Source organism: Pseudomonas sp. NFIX49, from assembly GCF_900115915.1.
Lineage (GTDB): Bacteria > Pseudomonadota > Gammaproteobacteria > Pseudomonadales > Pseudomonadaceae > Aquipseudomonas > Aquipseudomonas pharyngis.
In genome coordinates this window covers 1-16,419 of the sequence record NZ_FOYE01000015.1, presented here as the reverse complement: position 1 = coordinate 16,419, position 16,419 = coordinate 1, and the positions used below count along the sequence as shown (strand labels likewise).

The 16,419-nt window shown below is 55.7% G+C and carries 12 protein-coding genes, 1 tRNA gene and 1 pseudogene; all 14 read right to left on the bottom strand.

What is annotated here, in order from left to right; translation table 11 throughout:
* A partial coding sequence (locus BMZ46_RS28860) for a GTP-binding protein (RefSeq protein ID WP_139184880.1) occupies positions 1–692 on the bottom strand: 692 nt, incomplete at its 3' end.
* A 31-nt stretch (positions 693–723) separates the two neighbouring features.
* Positions 724–2,829 (bottom strand): elongation factor G, encoded by a 2,106-nt coding sequence (gene fusA, locus BMZ46_RS28855; protein WP_074692362.1) that lies wholly within the window; start codon positions 2,827–2,829, stop codon positions 724–726.
* 30 nt (positions 2,830–2,859) lie between these two features.
* Entirely contained in the window at positions 2,860–3,333 is a 474-nt protein-coding gene (gene rpsG / locus BMZ46_RS28850; RefSeq protein WP_007957592.1) for a 30S ribosomal protein S7, read from the bottom strand.
* Between the two features lie 108 nt (positions 3,334–3,441).
* On the bottom strand, positions 3,442–3,813 hold the full coding sequence (rpsL, locus tag BMZ46_RS28845; protein ID WP_003186084.1) for a 30S ribosomal protein S12: 372 nt from the start codon (positions 3,811–3,813) through the stop codon (positions 3,442–3,444).
* A gap of 215 nt (positions 3,814–4,028) precedes the next feature.
* On the bottom strand, positions 4,029–8,228 hold the full coding sequence (rpoC, locus tag BMZ46_RS28840; RefSeq protein WP_007957594.1) for a DNA-directed RNA polymerase subunit beta': 4,200 nt from the start codon (positions 8,226–8,228) through the stop codon (positions 4,029–4,031).
* Between the two features lie 63 nt (positions 8,229–8,291).
* Complete coding sequence (gene rpoB / locus BMZ46_RS28835) at positions 8,292–12,365, bottom strand: DNA-directed RNA polymerase subunit beta (protein WP_039772428.1); 4,074 nt, start codon at positions 12,363–12,365, stop codon at positions 8,292–8,294.
* Positions 12,366–12,585: 220 nt separating this feature from the next.
* A complete protein-coding gene (gene rplL / locus BMZ46_RS28830) occupies positions 12,586–12,951 on the bottom strand; it encodes a 50S ribosomal protein L7/L12 (protein WP_007957596.1) in 366 nt (121 codons plus the stop codon).
* A 79-nt stretch (positions 12,952–13,030) separates the two neighbouring features.
* On the bottom strand, positions 13,031–13,531 hold the full coding sequence (rplJ, locus tag BMZ46_RS28825) for a 50S ribosomal protein L10 (RefSeq protein WP_007957597.1): 501 nt from the start codon (positions 13,529–13,531) through the stop codon (positions 13,031–13,033).
* A 198-nt stretch (positions 13,532–13,729) separates the two neighbouring features.
* Positions 13,730–14,425, bottom strand: coding sequence for a 50S ribosomal protein L1 (gene rplA / locus BMZ46_RS28820; protein ID WP_003228754.1), 696 nt, complete (start codon positions 14,423–14,425; stop codon positions 13,730–13,732).
* The gene (rplK, locus tag BMZ46_RS28815; protein ID WP_003228756.1) at positions 14,425–14,856 is read right to left on the bottom strand and encodes a 50S ribosomal protein L11; all 432 of its coding nucleotides are present in this window, start codon (positions 14,854–14,856) and stop codon (positions 14,425–14,427) included. The genes rplA and rplK overlap by 1 nt, the downstream gene beginning before the upstream one ends.
* Before the next feature lie 117 nt (positions 14,857–14,973).
* Positions 14,974–15,507 carry a transcription termination/antitermination protein NusG gene (nusG, locus tag BMZ46_RS28810; protein WP_007957598.1) on the bottom strand — a complete coding sequence of 178 codons (534 nt, stop codon included), beginning with the start codon at positions 15,505–15,507 and terminating at the stop codon, positions 14,974–14,976.
* Between the two features lie 9 nt (positions 15,508–15,516).
* Positions 15,517–15,885, bottom strand: a complete 369-nt coding sequence (secE, locus tag BMZ46_RS28805) for a preprotein translocase subunit SecE (RefSeq protein WP_007957600.1) — start codon at positions 15,883–15,885, stop codon at positions 15,517–15,519.
* Between the two features lie 45 nt (positions 15,886–15,930).
* Positions 15,931–16,006 (bottom strand) — tRNA-Trp (locus BMZ46_RS28800).
* A 53-nt stretch (positions 16,007–16,059) separates the two neighbouring features.
* A pseudogene (locus BMZ46_RS28795) lies at positions 16,060–16,419 on the bottom strand (elongation factor Tu); the annotation flags it as partial.

Sequence of the window (16,419 nt, the reverse complement as noted above, 5' to 3'; positions counted from 1 at the left end):
ACAACAGTACCGCGACCCGAGATCGAGAACACGTCTTCGATTGGCATCAGGAACGGCTTGTCGATAGCACGCTCTGGCTCTGGGATGTAGCTGTCCAGAGTTTCCACCAGCTTCTTAACAGCGGTGGTGCCCATTTCGTTGTCGTCTTTGCCTTCCAGCGCCATACGAGCAGAACCGATGATGATCGGAGTGTCGTCGCCTGGGAAGTCATAGGTGGACAGCAGGTCGCGAACTTCCATCTCAACCAGTTCCAGCAGCTCAGCGTCGTCTACCAGGTCAGCCTTGTTCAGGAAAACCACGATGTACGGAACGCCTACCTGACGGGACAGCAGGATGTGCTCACGGGTTTGTGGCATCGGACCATCAGCGGCCGAGCAAACCAGGATCGCGCCGTCCATTTGCGCAGCACCGGTGATCATGTTCTTCACGTAGTCAGCGTGACCTGGGCAGTCAACGTGAGCGTAGTGACGAATGTTCGAGTTGTACTCAACGTGCGCGGTGTTGATGGTGATACCGCGAGCTTTTTCTTCTGGTGCGCTGTCGATCTTGTCGAATTCAACTACGGCCGAACCGAAAACTTCGGAGCAGACGCGAGTCAGAGCAGCGGTCAGAGTGGTTTTACCGTGGTCAACGTGGCCGATGGTGCCAACGTTTACGTGCGGTAGGGAACGATCAAATTTTTCTTTAGCCACGACAATTAACTCCTAGCCTAAAGGGGCTGAATCAGCCTTGTTTTTTGGTAACGGATTCGACGATGTGCGACGGAGCCGTCTCGTATTTTTTGAATTCCATAGAGTAGCTTGCGCGACCCTGGGACATGGAACGAACGTCGGTCGCATAACCGAACATCTCACCCAGTGGAACTTCGGCACGGATAACCTTGCCGGACACTGTGTCTTCCATACCCTGGATCATGCCGCGACGACGGTTAAGGTCGCCCATCACATCACCCATATAGTCTTCAGGCGTAACAACCTCTACCGCCATGATCGGCTCGAGCAACTCACCACCGCCCTTCTGGGCCAGTTGCTTGGTCGCCATGGAAGCAGCCACTTTAAACGCCATCTCGTTGGAGTCGACGTCGTGGTAAGAACCATCGAACACGGTAGCCTTCAGGCCGATCAGCGGATAGCCGGCAACAACGCCGTTCTTCATCTGCTCTTCGATACCCTTCTGGATAGCCGGGATGTATTCCTTAGGAACCACACCACCCACTACTTCGTTCAGGAATTGCAGACCTTCCTCACCTTCGTCAGCAGGAGCAAAGCGAATCCAGCAATGACCGAACTGGCCACGACCGCCGGACTGACGAACGAACTTGCCTTCGATTTCGCAGTTCTTCGTGATGCGCTCACGGTACGAAACCTGCGGCTTGCCGATGTTGGCTTCGACGTTGAACTCACGGCGCATCCGGTCAACCAGGATGTCCAGGTGCAGCTCGCCCATGCCGGAGATGATCGTTTGACCAGTCTCTTCATCAGTTTTAACACGGAAAGACGGGTCTTCCTGAGCAAGTTTGCCCAGAGCGATACCCATTTTTTCCTGGTCATCCTTGGTTTTAGGCTCTACGGCAACCGAAATAACCGGCTCCGGGAAGTCCATGCGAACCAGGATGATTGGCTTGTCAGCGTTGCAGAGGGTTTCACCAGTGGTGACGTCCTTCATGCCGATCAGGGCCGCGATGTCGCCAGCGCGCACTTCCTTGATCTCTTCACGGGCGTTTGCGTGCATTTGCACCATACGACCCACGCGCTCTTTCTTGCCTTTAACCGAGTTGATCACGCCGTCGCCGGAGTTCAACACACCCGAGTAAACGCGGACGAAGGTCAAGGTACCCACGAATGGGTCGGTAGCGATCTTGAACGCCAAGGCCGCGAACGGCTCGTCGTCGCTTGCATGACGCTCCATCTCTTCTTCCTCGTTATCAGGGTTGGAACCCTTGATAGCAGGAATGTCGGTCGGAGCAGGCAGGAAGTCGATAACGGCGTCGAGAACCAGGGGAACGCCCTTGTTCTTGAACGAAGAACCGCAAACAGCCAGAACGATTTCGCCGGCGATAGTACGTGCACGCAAAGCAGCCTTGATCTCAGCGATCGACAGCTCTTCACCTTCCAGGTACTTGTTCATCAGGTCTTCGTTGGCTTCGGCGGCGGCTTCAACCATGTTGTTGCGCCACTCTTCAGCCAGCTCGAGCATGTCCGCAGGGATTTCCTTGCGAACCGGAACCATACCCTTGTCAGAGTCATTCCAGTAGACAGCTTGCATGTTGATCAGGTCGATCTGGCCCTGGAAGTTGTCTTCCGAACCGATAGCCAGCTGGATCGGCACCGGAGTGTGACCCAGACGCTGTTTGATCTGACCGATCACACGCAGGAAGTTTGCACCAGCACGGTCCATCTTGTTTACGTAAACAAGACGTGGAACGCCGTATTTGTTGGCCTGACGCCATACGGTTTCCGACTGAGGCTCAACACCCGAAGTACCGCAGAACACAACGACAGCGCCGTCGAGTACGCGCAGGGAACGCTCTACTTCAATGGTGAAGTCTACGTGACCCGGGGTATCGATTACGTTGAAGCGATGCTCGTGTGGGTACTGCTTCTCGGAACCTTTCCAGAAGGCGGTAATGGCAGCAGAAGTAATGGTAATACCACGCTCCTGCTCCTGAACCATCCAGTCTGTGGTCGCGGCGCCATCATGCACCTCGCCCATTTTGTGACTTTTGCCAGTGTAAAAAAGGACGCGCTCGGTGGTGGTGGTTTTACCAGCATCCACGTGAGCGACGATACCGATGTTACGGTAGCGACTAATCGGAGTAGTACGAGCCATAAAGCCCTCGCAAAATTAGTGAAGCTAAAATTAGAAGCGGTAGTGCGAGAAAGCTTTGTTAGCTTCGGCCATACGGTGCACGTCTTCACGCTTCTTAACAGCAGCACCTTTACCTTCAGCAGCATCCAGCAGCTCGCCAGCCAAGCGCAGAGCCATAGACTTCTCGCCACGCTTGCGGGCGAAGTCTACCAACCAGCGCATTGCCAGAGCGTTACGACGGGACGGACGAACCTCGACCGGAACCTGGTAAGTAGCACCACCAACGCGGCGCGACTTCACTTCGACCAGCGGAGCGATGGCGTCGAGTGCTTTTTCGAAGAGTTCCAGGGGATCGGTGCCGGTCTTGCGAGCCGCAACGGTTTCCAGGGCACCATAAACGATACGCTCGGCAACGGCTTTCTTGCCGCTTTCCATAACGTGGTTCATGAATTTGGCGAGGATTTGGCTTCCGTATTTCGGATCGTCCAGAATCTCACGCTTTGCTGCTACGCGACGTCTTGGCATTGATAAGCCCTCAAACGGTCTTCAGGTTAGCTCGGGACAGATCCAGTGGATGCGCGCCCGACCTTACTCTTATCGACTCAATAAAATGAAAATCTGCAAAACGGCCGATTACTTCGGACGCTTGGTACCGTACTTCGAACGACCCTGGTTACGGCCTTTAACGCCGGAAGTATCCAAGGAGCCGCGAACGGTGTGGTAACGAACACCTGGCAAGTCTTTTACACGACCGCCGCGGATCAGTACCACGCTGTGCTCTTGCAGGTTGTGGCCTTCACCACCGATGTACGAGGAAACCTCGAAACCGTTGGTCAGACGCACACGGCATACTTTACGCAGTGCCGAGTTAGGTTTTTTCGGCGTAGTGGTGTACACACGGGTGCACACGCCACGACGTTGCGGGCAGTTCTGCAGCGCAGGCACGTCGGATTTCTCGACGATACGCTTACGCGGCTGACGTACCAGCTGGTTGATAGTTGCCATCTACTAGCTCCACTGTTGTCTTGCGACGCTATTGTCTTGCAAGAAAAGCAAAATGGCAGGAACGAATTCCCGCCAAATTTAGGGGATCAAGAGTCTAAAGAGGATCTTGCCCCCAGTCAAGGCAAGGCCCCGACCTCCCCGCTCGTCGAACCTCGACAAATTGTCTCGATTCGATGAACGGCTTGATCAGGGCCTCAGCTCATTTTTCGCAGAACTCAGTTACCGCTCGAGTTCAGCGCTTCGGTCAGTGCAGCTTCCACTTCACTGGCGCTTACGCGCAACGGCTTGTCCGCATCACGACGACGCTTGCGCTCGCTGTGATAAGCCAGACCGGTACCGGCCGGGATCAGACGACCCACGACCACGTTTTCTTTCAGGCCGCGCAGGTAATCGCGCTTGCCGGTTACCGCCGCTTCGGTCAGTACGCGGGTGGTTTCCTGGAAGGAAGCCGCCGAGATGAACGATTCGGTCGACAACGACGCCTTGGTGATACCCAGCAGAACGCGGGTGAACTTGGAAACAAACTTGTCTTCCGCATTCAGACGCTCGTTCTCTACCAGAACGTGAGTCAGTTCCATCTGGTCGCCCTTGATGAAGCTGGAATCGCCGGACTCGGAGATCTCAACTTTACGCAGCATCTGACGCAGGATGGTCTCGATGTGCTTGTCGTTGATCTTCACGCCTTGCAGACGATAAACGTCCTGGATCTCGTTGACGATGTACTTGGCCAGCGCGCTCACACCCAGCAGACGCAGGATGTCGTGCGGATCGCTCGGACCGTCGGAGATAACTTCGCCGCGGTTTACCTGTTCGCCTTCGAACACGTTCAGGTGACGCCACTTCGGAATCAGCTCTTCGTACGGATCGCTACCGTCGTTCGGGGTAATGACCAGACGGCGCTTGCCTTTGGTCTCTTTACCGAACGCGATGGTGCCGCTGACTTCAGCCAGAATCGACGCTTCTTTCGGACGACGGGCTTCGAACAGGTCGGCAACACGCGGCAGACCACCGGTGATGTCACGGGTTTTCGAAGTTTCTTGCGGGATACGAGCGATAACATCACCGATCGCAATCTTCGCACCGTCCGCAACACCGACCAGGGCGTTGGCTGGCAGGAAGTACTGAGCGATAACGTCAGTGCCTGGCAGCAACAGATCCTTGCCGTTGTCATCAACCATCTTCACCGCAGGACGAATGTCCTTGCCGGCAGCCGGACGGTCTTTGGCATCGAGTACTTCAATGTTGGTCATACCGGTCAATTCGTCAGTCTGACGCTTGATCGTGATGCCTTCTTCCATGCCCACGTAGGTCACGGTACCTTTCATTTCGGTAACGATCGGGTGAGTGTGCGGATCCCACTTGGCCACGATTGCGCCAGCGTCGACCTTGTCACCTTCTTTAACCGAAATCACGGCACCGTACGGCAGCTTGTAACGCTCGCGCTCACGACCGAAGTCGTCAGCGATTGCCAGCTCACCGGAACGGGACACAGCAACCAGGTTGCCATCCACACGCTCAACGTGTTTCAGGTTGTGCAGACGGACGGTACCGCCATTCTTCACCTGAACGCTGTCGGCTGCGGAAGTACGGCTTGCCGCACCACCGATGTGGAACGTACGCATCGTCAACTGGGTACCCGGCTCACCGATGGACTGGGCAGCGATAACGCCGACCGCTTCACCGATGTTCACCTGGTGACCACGAGCCAGATCACGGCCGTAGCACTTGGCGCAAATGCCATAGCGGGTTTCGCAGCTGATCGGCGAACGCACGATCACTTCGTCGATGCTGTTCAGCTCGATGAACTCAACCCACTTCTCGTCTACCAGAGTGCCTGCAGGAACGATAACGTCCTCGGTACCCGGCTTGAATACGTCACGGGCAATGACACGACCCAATACGCGCTCACCCAACGGCTCTACAACGTCACCGCCTTCAATGTGCGGAGTCATCAGCAGACCGTGTTCGGTGCCGCAATCGATCTCGGTCACGACCAGATCCTGCGCCACGTCTACCAGACGACGAGTCAGGTAACCGGAGTTCGCAGTTTTCAACGCGGTATCCGCCAGACCTTTACGAGCACCGTGAGTCGAGATGAAGTACTGGAGTACGCTCAGACCTTCACGGAAGTTCGCAGTAATCGGCGTTTCAATGATGGAACCGTCCGGCTTGGCCATCAGACCACGCATACCGGCCAGCTGACGAATCTGTGCTGCGGAACCCCGCGCACCCGAGTCGGCCATCATGTACATCGAGTTGAACGATTCTTGCTCGACTTCGTCGCCGTGACGGTCGATGACTTTCTCTTTCGAGAGGTTGGCCATCATCGCCTTGGAGACTTCGTCGTTCGCTTTCGACCAAAGGTCGATCACTTTGTTGTACTTCTCGCCCTGGGTTACCAGGCCGGAGGCGTACTGGCTCTCGATCTCTTTCACTTCGTCGGTGGCAGCACCGATGATGCGGGCTTTTTCATCCGGGATAACGAAGTCGTTAACACCGATGGAAACGCCGGAGATGGTCGAGTAAGCAAAACCGGTGTACATCAACTGGTCAGCGAAGATCACGGTCTCTTTCAGACCAACCACGCGGTAGCACTGGTTGATCAGCTTGGAGATCGCCTTTTTCTTCATCGGCAGGTTGACGACGTCGAACGACAGACCTTTTGGCACAACCTGGAACAGCAGCGCACGGCCGACAGTGGTGTCGACGATACGGGTGTTGTTCACGCTGTTGCCGTCACGATCGTTCACGGTTTCGTTGATACGAACCTTGATCTTGGCGTGCAGTGCGGCTTCGCCGGCACGGAACACACGGTCAACTTCCTGCAGATCCGCGAACACACGACCTTCGCCCTTGGCGTTGATCGCTTCACGAGTCATGTAGTACAGACCCAATACAACGTCCTGCGACGGAACGATGATTGGCTCACCGTTGGCTGGCGACAGAATGTTGTTGGTCGACATCATCAACGCACGCGCTTCGAGCTGGGCTTCCAGCGTCAGCGGTACGTGCACGGCCATTTGGTCGCCGTCGAAGTCGGCGTTGTACGCGGCGCAGACCAGAGGGTGCAGCTGGATAGCCTTACCTTCGATCAGTACCGGTTCAAACGCCTGGATACCCAGACGGTGAAGGGTCGGTGCACGGTTGAGAAGAACCGGGTGTTCGCGAATCACTTCCGCGAGAACGTCCCAAACCTCTGGCAGTTCGCGCTCGACCATTTTCTTGGCCGCTTTGATGGTGGTCGCCAGACCACGCATTTCCAGCTTGCCGAAAATGAACGGCTTGAACAGCTCGAGAGCCATCTTCTTCGGCAGACCGCACTGGTGCAGACGCAGGGTCGGACCAACGGTAATTACCGAACGACCGGAGTAGTCAACACGCTTACCGAGCAAGTTCTGACGGAAACGACCTTGCTTACCCTTGATCATGTCAGCCAGGGATTTCAGAGGACGCTTGTTGGAACCTGTGATAGCGCGGCCACGACGACCGTTGTCGAGCAGTGCATCGACAGCTTCCTGCAACATACGCTTTTCGTTGCGCACGATGATGTCCGGAGCGGACAGATCCAGCAGGCGCTTCAAACGGTTGTTACGGTTGATCACTCGACGATACAAGTCGTTGAGGTCGGAAGTCGCGAAACGACCGCCATCCAGCGGGACCAGTGGACGCAGATCTGGCGGCAGAACCGGCAGAACGGTCAGCACCATCCACTCTGGCAGGTTGCCGGAACCCTGGAAGGCTTCCATCAACTTCAGACGCTTGGACAGCTTCTTGATCTTGGTTTCGGAGTTGGTTTGCGGAATCTCTTCACGCAGACGGCCAATCTCGTGTTCCAGGTCGATAGCGTGCAGCAGTTCACGGACAGCTTCAGCACCCATGCGGGCGTCGAAATCGTCACCGAACTCTTCCAGCGCTTCGAAGTACTGCTCGTCGTTCAGCAACTGACCTTTTTCAAGAGTGGTCATGCCCGGATCGATAACGACATAGCTCTCGAAGTAGAGAACGCGTTCGATATCACGCAGGGTCATGTCCATCAGCAGGCCGATACGGGACGGCAGCGATTTCAGGAACCAGATGTGGGCAACCGGCGAAGCCAGTTCGATGTGCGCCATGCGCTCACGACGAACCTTGGCCAGTGCAACTTCAACGCCGCACTTCTCGCAGATCACACCACGGTGCTTCAAGCGCTTGTACTTACCGCACAGGCACTCGTAATCCTTTACCGGGCCAAAGATCTTGGCGCAGAACAGACCGTCACGCTCAGGTTTGAACGTACGGTAGTTGATGGTTTCCGGCTTTTTAACTTCACCGAACGACCACGAGCGGATCATCTCAGGCGAGGCCAATCCGATACGGATGGCGTCGAACTCTTCGACTTGACCCTGGTTTTTCAGCAAATTCAGTAGGTCTTTCAAGGCCTTTCCTCCTGGCGGAGCAGAGAGCGGGCAATCCTGCCCCGCTCTCGATCGCGTCACGTGTTATTCGGTTTCCAGATCGATATCGATGCCGAGGGAACGAATTTCCTTGATCAACACGTTGAAGGACTCGGGCATGCCCGGCTCCATACGGTGATCGCCGTCCACGATGTTTTTGTACATCTTGGTCCGGCCGTTCACATCGTCCGACTTCACTGTGAGCATTTCTTGCAGAGTGTAAGCAGCACCGTATGCTTCCAGTGCCCAGACCTCCATCTCCCCGAAACGCTGACCACCGAACTGCGCCTTACCACCCAGCGGCTGCTGGGTAACCAGGCTGTACGAACCGGTAGAACGCGCATGCATCTTGTCGTCTACCAAGTGGTTCAGCTTCAGCATGTACATGTAGCCAACGGTAACTGGACGCTCGAACTTGTTGCCGGTACGGCCGTCGGTCAGCTGCATCTGGCCGCTTTCTGGCAGGTCTGCCAGTTTCAGCATGGCCTTGATTTCGCTTTCCTTGGCACCGTCGAACACTGGAGTGGCCATTGGAACCCCGCCACGCAGGTTCTTCGCCAGATCCAGGATTTCCTGATCGGAGAAGCTGTCCAGATCTTCGTTACGACCGCCGATCTGGTTGTAGATCTCGTCCAGGAAAGTACGCAGTTCAGCGACTTTACGCTGCTCTTCGACCATCCGGTTGATCTTCTCGCCCAGACCTTTGGCCGCGAGGCCGAGGTGGGTTTCAAGGATCTGACCAACGTTCATACGCGAAGGTACGCCCAGTGGGTTGAGGACGACGTCGACCGGTGTGCCATTGGCATCGTGCGGCATGTCTTCAACCGGCATGATCACGGAGACCACACCTTTGTTACCGTGACGACCGGCCATCTTGTCGCCCGGCTGGATGCGACGACGGATTGCCAGGTAAACCTTGACGATTTTCAGCACACCTGGAGCCAGGTCATCGCCCTGCTGCAGTTTGCGCTTCTTGTCTTCGAACTTGTCGTCCAGCAGACGGCGACGATCAACGATGTAGGCCTGGGCCTTCTCGAGCTGCTCGTTCAGAGCATCTTCAGCCATGCGCAGTTTGAACCACTGACCATGCTCAAGACCGTCGAGTACTTCGTCGGTGATGTCCTGACCTTTCTTCAGGCCCGCGCCACCCTCAGCCTTGTGGCCTACCAGAGCGGAACGCAGACGCTCGAAGGTCGCGCCTTCAACGATGCGGAACTCTTCGTTCAGATCCTTGCGGATCTCGTCCAGCTGGGACTTCTCGATCGACAGGGCACGAGCATCACGCTCAACGCCGTCACGAGTGAAGACCTGTACGTCGATGACAGTACCTTTGGTGCCGGTGGGCACACGCAGGGAAGTATCTTTAACGTCGCTGGCTTTCTCACCGAAGATTGCGCGCAGCAGTTTTTCTTCCGGAGTGAGTTGGGTCTCGCCTTTCGGAGTGACCTTACCTACCAGGATGTCGCCTGCGCCGACTTCAGCACCTACGTAAACGATACCGGCTTCGTCCAGCTTGTTCAGCGCAGCTTCACCCACGTTAGGGATGTCCGCAGTGATTTCCTCTGGGCCAAGCTTGGTGTCACGAGCCACACAGGTCAGTTCCTGAATGTGGATCGTGGTGAAACGGTCTTCCTGAACCACACGCTCGGACAGGCAGATGGAGTCTTCGAAGTTGAAGCCGTTCCATGCCATGAACGCGATGCGCATGTTCTGACCCAGCGCCAGTTCACCCATGTCGGTGGACGGACCGTCGGCCATGATGTCGCCACGCTGAACACGATCACCCTTGCTCACCAGCGGACGCTGGTTGATGCAGGTGTTCTGGTTCGAGCGGGTGTATTTGGTCAGGTTGTAGATGTCGACACCAGCTTCGCCGGTTTCAACTTCGTCATCGGCAACGCGAACCACGATACGGCTGGCATCAACAGAGTCGATCACGCCGCCACGACGAGCCACGACGCAAACGCCGGAGTCGCGAGCCACGTTACGCTCCATGCCGGTACCGACCAGCGGCTTGTCAGCGCGCAGGGTTGGTACAGCTTGACGCTGCATGTTCGAACCCATCAACGCACGGTTGGCGTCGTCGTGCTCGAGGAACGGAATCAGCGACGCTGCAACCGAAACAACCTGCTTCGGCGAAACGTCCATCAAGGTGACGTCTTCCGGCGCCTTGACGGTGAATTCGTTCAGGTGACGTACGGCTACCAGTTCGTCGATCAGGACTTTCTGCTCGTTCATGGTCGCCGAAGCCTGCGCGATCACGTGATCGGCTTCTTCAATGGCGGACAGGAACACGATGTCGTCGGTGACCACACCCTCTTTCACCACGCGGTACGGGCTCTCGAGGAAGCCGTACTGGTTGGTGCGAGCGTAAGCAGCCAGGGAGTTGATCAGACCGATGTTCGGACCTTCCGGCGTTTCAATCGGGCAGACACGACCGTAATGAGTCGGGTGTACGTCACGGACTTCGAAGCCCGCGCGCTCACGAGTCAGACCGCCAGGGCCGAGTGCAGAGACACGACGCTTGTGGGTGATCTCGGACAGCGGGTTGTTCTGGTCCATGAACTGCGACAGCTGGCTGGAACCGAAGAACTCTTTCACCGCCGCAGCCACTGGCTTGGCGTTGATCAGGTCTTGCGGCATCAGGCCTTCGCTTTCAGCCATCGACAGACGCTCTTTGACCGCACGCTCAACACGTACCAGGCCAACGCGGAACTGGTTCTCGGCCATTTCGCCTACGCAGCGAACACGACGGTTACCCAGGTGGTCGATGTCGTCGACGATGCCTTTACCGTTACGGATGTCGACCAGAGTCTTCAGTACCGCGACGATGTCTTCCTTGCACAGCACGCCCGAACCTTCGATCTCGGTACGACCGATACGACGGTTGAACTTCATCCGGCCGACCGCAGACAGGTCATAGCGCTCAGGGCTGAAGAACAGGTTGTTGAACAGGGTCTCGGCAGCGTCTTTGGTTGGCGGCTCGCCTGGACGCATCATGCGATAGATCTCGACCAGCGCTTCCAATTGGTTGCTGGTGGAGTCGATCTTCAGAGTGTCGGAGACGAACGGACCGCAGTCGATGTCGTTGGTGTACAGAGTTTCGATGCGTACGACGCCGGCCTTGGCGATTTTCGCCAGGATCTCGGTCGACAGCTCGGTATTGCACTCTGCCAGGATCTCACCGGTAGCCGGGTGCACGATCGCCTTGGCGGTGGTACGACCCAGAACGTAATCCAGAGGCACGTCCAGCTCTTTGATCCCGGCTTTTTCCAGCTGGTTGATGTGGCGGGCAGTAATACGACGGCCCTGCTCAACAATCACCTTGCCTTTGTCGTCCTGGATGTCGAGAACAGCAACTTCACCACGCAGGCGCTGAGGCACCAGCTCCAGGCTCAGGCCTTCGCCTTTCACGTGGAATACGTTGGTGGTGTAGAACGCGTCCAGCACTTCCTCGGTGGTATAACCAAGCGCGCGCAGCAGTACCGAGGCTGGCAGCTTGCGACGACGGTCGATACGCACGAATACGCAGTCTTTCGGGTCGAACTCGAAGTCCAGCCACGAACCGCGGTAAGGAATGATGCGCGCGGAGTACAGCAGTTTGCCGGAGCTGTGCGTCTTGCCACGGTCGTGGTCGAAGAACACGCCCGGGGAACGGTGCAGCTGGGAAACGATAACACGCTCGGTACCGTTGATTACAAAGGTACCGTTCTCAGTCATCAATGGGATTTCACCCATGTAGACTTCTTGCTCTTTGATGTCCTTGATCGCTTTGTTCGACGATTCTTTGTCGAAAATGATCAGGCGCACTTTTACCCGCAAAGGTACGGCGAAAGTTACACCGCGCAATACGCATTCTTTGACATCAAATGCCGGTTCGCCCAGGCGATAACCGACGTACTCCAGCGCAGCATTGCCGGAGTAGCTGATGATCGGGAAAACGGATTTGAAGGCCGCATGCAGGCCCACGTCGCGGAACTGATCTTTAGTCGCTCCCGCTTGCAAGAATTCACGATACGAATCCAGCTGGATGGCCAGGAGGTAAGGCACATCCATGACGTCCGGCAACTTGCTAAAGTCCTTGCGGATACGTTTTTTCTCAGTATATGAGTAAGCCATCAGCGTTCCCCAGCTTGGTCACCTGCTTGTTTGGCCCCTCCCGACGGGAGCAGCCAGAAAATCGTGCAAACCCCATGGTTTGCGCCACCGCATCGGGTGGTTACAGCTCGTTATCGACACCGACCCAGTCGGCTGCCAATAACGGAAAAAGGCCGGTGGCAAGAGCCACCAGCCATCAGCCTGTCGCTTGACGCTCGGGCTGGAGGAGCAAAGTCGATGCTTACTTCAGCTCGACTTTAGCGCCTGCTTCTTCCAGCTTCTTCTTAGCGTCTTCAGCAGCTTCTTTCGAAACGCCTTCAGCTACAACCTGAGGAGCGCCGTCGACTTTCTCTTTGGCTTCTTTCAGGCCCAGACCGGTCAGTTCACGAACTGCCTTGATCACGTTTACTTTCTTCTCGCCGGCTTCAACCAGAACAACGTTGAACTCGGTTTGCTCTTCAACAACAGCGGCAGCAGCAGCTGGACCAGCAGCAGCAACAGCAGCGGTCACGCCGAAGGTTTCTTCCATTGCTTTGATCAGCTCAACAACTTCCAGAACGGTTTTCTGGCCGATTGCTTCGATGATTTGTTCGTTAGTCAGAGACATGACTCAATTCCTGATTTGGTGGACAGCCTGTACGGCCGTCGAAATAAACAAAAATACGCGAGAGTGGAAACGCTCAGCCTCAGGCTGCAGCTGCTTCTTTCTGATCGCGAATTGCCGCCAGAGTACGAGCCAGCTTGCTGGTAGCGCCTTGAATCACGCTCATCAGTTTCGCAATAGCTTCGTCGCGAGTTGGCAGGCTTGCCAGCACGTCGATCTCATTCGCTGCGAGGAACTTGCCCTCGAACGAAGCTGCCTTGATCTCGAACTTGTCCTGACCCTTGGCAAATTCCTTGAACAGACGAGCAGCAGCGCCCGGGTGTTCGTTGGAGAATGCAATCAGGGTCGGGCCGGTGAACACGTCGTTAAGGACACTGTAAGGAGTGTCAGCAACAGCGCGCTTGAGCAGGGTGTTACGTACAACACGTACGTAAACGCCAGCTTCACGAGCCTCTTTACGGAGTCCGGTCATTGCGCCTACTGTTACGCCACGGGCATCAACCACGACAGCGGACAGAGCGACTTTGGCAGCCTCGTTGACTTCAGCGACGATGGCCTTCTTGTCTTCGAGATTAATTGCCACGGGTTTAACTCCTGCTTGTTACCGTTTCATTCGATCGAAACCGAATGTCGTTTTGGTGTCTGATTCGGTAAGGAACCGGGAGCACCATCTGCGTAGGCTTGAGGTTTAAGACTTGCGTCGCCTACGGTCTTGGATAGCCCCCGCCAGGCAGGGACCCCAATCTTTCAATTGGCGCAGTCAACTGCGCCAATTTTTGTCTTATGCGTCCAGCGAGCTCTGATCGATGACCAGACCTGGGCCCATAGTGGTGCTCAGGGTAACGCGCTTGACGTAGATACCTTTCGAAGAAGCTGGCTTGATACGCTTCAGATCAGCGATCAGGGCTTCAACGTTTTCCTTCAGCTTGACGGCATCGAAGCCGATCTTGCCAACGGAAGTGTGAATGATGCCGTTTTTGTCGGTGCGATAACGAACCTGACCAGCCTTGGCATTTTTAACCGCGGTAGCGACGTCTGGGGTAACAGTGCCGACTTTCGGGTTAGGCATCAGACCACGTGGACCGAGGATCTGACCCAGTTGACCTACAACGCGCATGGCATCCGGGGATGCGATCACTACGTCATAGTTCAGGTCGCCGCCTTTCATTTCGGCAGCCAGGTCGTCCATACCTACACGGTCAGCGCCGGCAGCCAGAGCGGCCTCAGCAGCTGGACCCTGGGTGAACACAGCAACGCGAACAGTCTTGCCAGTGCCGTGTGGCAGCACAGTAGCGCTACGAACAACCTGGTCGGATTTACGCGGGTCTACGCCCAGGTTTACAGCTACGTCGAACGACTCGCTGAACTTGACAGTCGACAGCTCGGCCAGCAGTGCAGCGGCGTCTACAATGTTGTAAGCCTTGCCTGCTTCGATTTTGCCGGCGATAGCCTTTTGACGCTTGGTCAGCTTAGCCATTACACACCCTCCACGTTAAGGCCCATGCTACGAGCAGAACCGGCGATAGTACGCACGGCTGCATCCATATCAGCTGCAGTCAGATCCGCGTTTTTGGTTTTCGCGATTTCTTCCAGCTGAGCACGGGTAACAGTGCCAACCTTAACGGTGTTCGGACGAGCGGAACCGCTGGTCAGACCGGCCGCCTTCTTCAGCAGAACCGAAGCAGGGGTGGATTTGGTTTCGAAAGTGAAGCTACGGTCGCTGTAGACCGTGATGATCACTGGAGTCGGCAGACCAGCTTCCAGACCCTGGGTACGGGCGTTGAAAGCTTTGCAGAATTCCATGATGTTCACGCCGTGCTGACCCAGAGCAGGACCAACAGGTGGACTTGGGTTAGCCTGAGCGGCCTTCACTTGCAGCTTGATGTAAGCGGTAATCTTCTTGGCCATGAGGCACTCCAATTACGGGTTCGAACGCCTCGAAAGGCTCCCCGGTTACTTGCGCGTTTATCCCAGTGACGACAAAACCCCACAGCCTAGGGCTGCGGGGTTGGGATGCTTGCTCAGCTAGACCTTTTCGACCTGACTGAACTCCAACTCTACCGGAGTAGAGCGTCCGAAAATGAGCACTGCCACTTGGATCCGGCTCTTTTCGTAGTTAACTTCTTCAACAACGCCGTTAAAGTCAGCGAACGGCCCGTCATTGACTCGAACGGTTTCGCCTGGCTCGAACAACGTCTTCGGCTTCGGCTTGTCGCTACCGTCGGCAACGCGACGCAAAATCGCCTCAGCTTCTTTATCGGTGATTGGTGCCGGCTTATCAGCAGTACCGCCGATAAAACCCATCACCCGAGGAGTATCCTTGACCAAGTGCCAAGTACCCTCGTTCATATCCATCTGAACCAGCACATAACCTGGGAAGAATTTGCGCTCGCTTTTGCGTTTCTGGCCATTACGCATTTCAACCACTTCTTCAGTGGGAACCAGAATTTCGCCGAAGCCATCTTCCATGCCAGCCAGCTTTACACGCTCGATCAACGAACGCATTACATGCTTCTCGTAACCCGAGTAAGCATGCACAACGTACCAACGCTTAGCCACGGGACACCCTTAGCCGACAATCAAGGAAACAAGCCAGCCGAGCAGGGAATCAAGCCCCCACAACAGCAACGCCATAACCAGAACAACAGCCACAACAATCAGCGTGGTCTGCGTGGTTTCTTGGCGAGTTGGCCATACGACTTTACGAATCTCGGTGCGAGCTTCCTTAACCAGTACAAAGAAAGACTTGCCCTTGGCAGTCTGCAGACCTACAAAGGCGGCTACAGCAGCAATGACAAGCAATGCGAGTACACGGTACAGGATCGGCGAAGCAGCGTAATACTGATTACCGACAACGCCAACAATTACCAAAGCGACTACGACGAGCCACTTGAGTAAATCGAAGCGAGAGCCTTGAGCTTCAGCTTTAGGAGTCATCTATGAAGATCCTGTGAAAAGAAAGCCAGACACACCAAGTGAATCTGGCAGGTCAGGAGGGAATCGAACCCCCAACCTACGGTTTTGGAGACCGTCGCTCTGCCAATTGAGCTACTGACCTAAAACAAAATCAGGCCGACCATTATGCCGGCCTGAAAAAGACATTACAACTGTTTACTCGATGATCTTAGCCACGACGCCAGCACCAACGGTACGGCCGCCTTCACGGATTGCGAAACGCAGACCGTCTTCCATCGCGATGGTTTTGATCAGGGTAACAGTCATCTGAATGTTGTCACCTGGCATTACCATTTCAACGCCTTCTGGCAGCTCGCAGTTACCAGTCACGTCAGTAGTACGGAAGTAGAACTGTGGACGGTAGCCTTTGAAGAACGGAGTGTGACGACCGCCCTCTTCCTTGCTCAGAACGTAAACTTCTGCGGTGAACTTGGTGTGCGGCTTAACCGAACCCGGCTTAACCAGAACCTGACCACGCTCAACGTCGTCACGCTTGGTACCACGCAGCAGAACGCC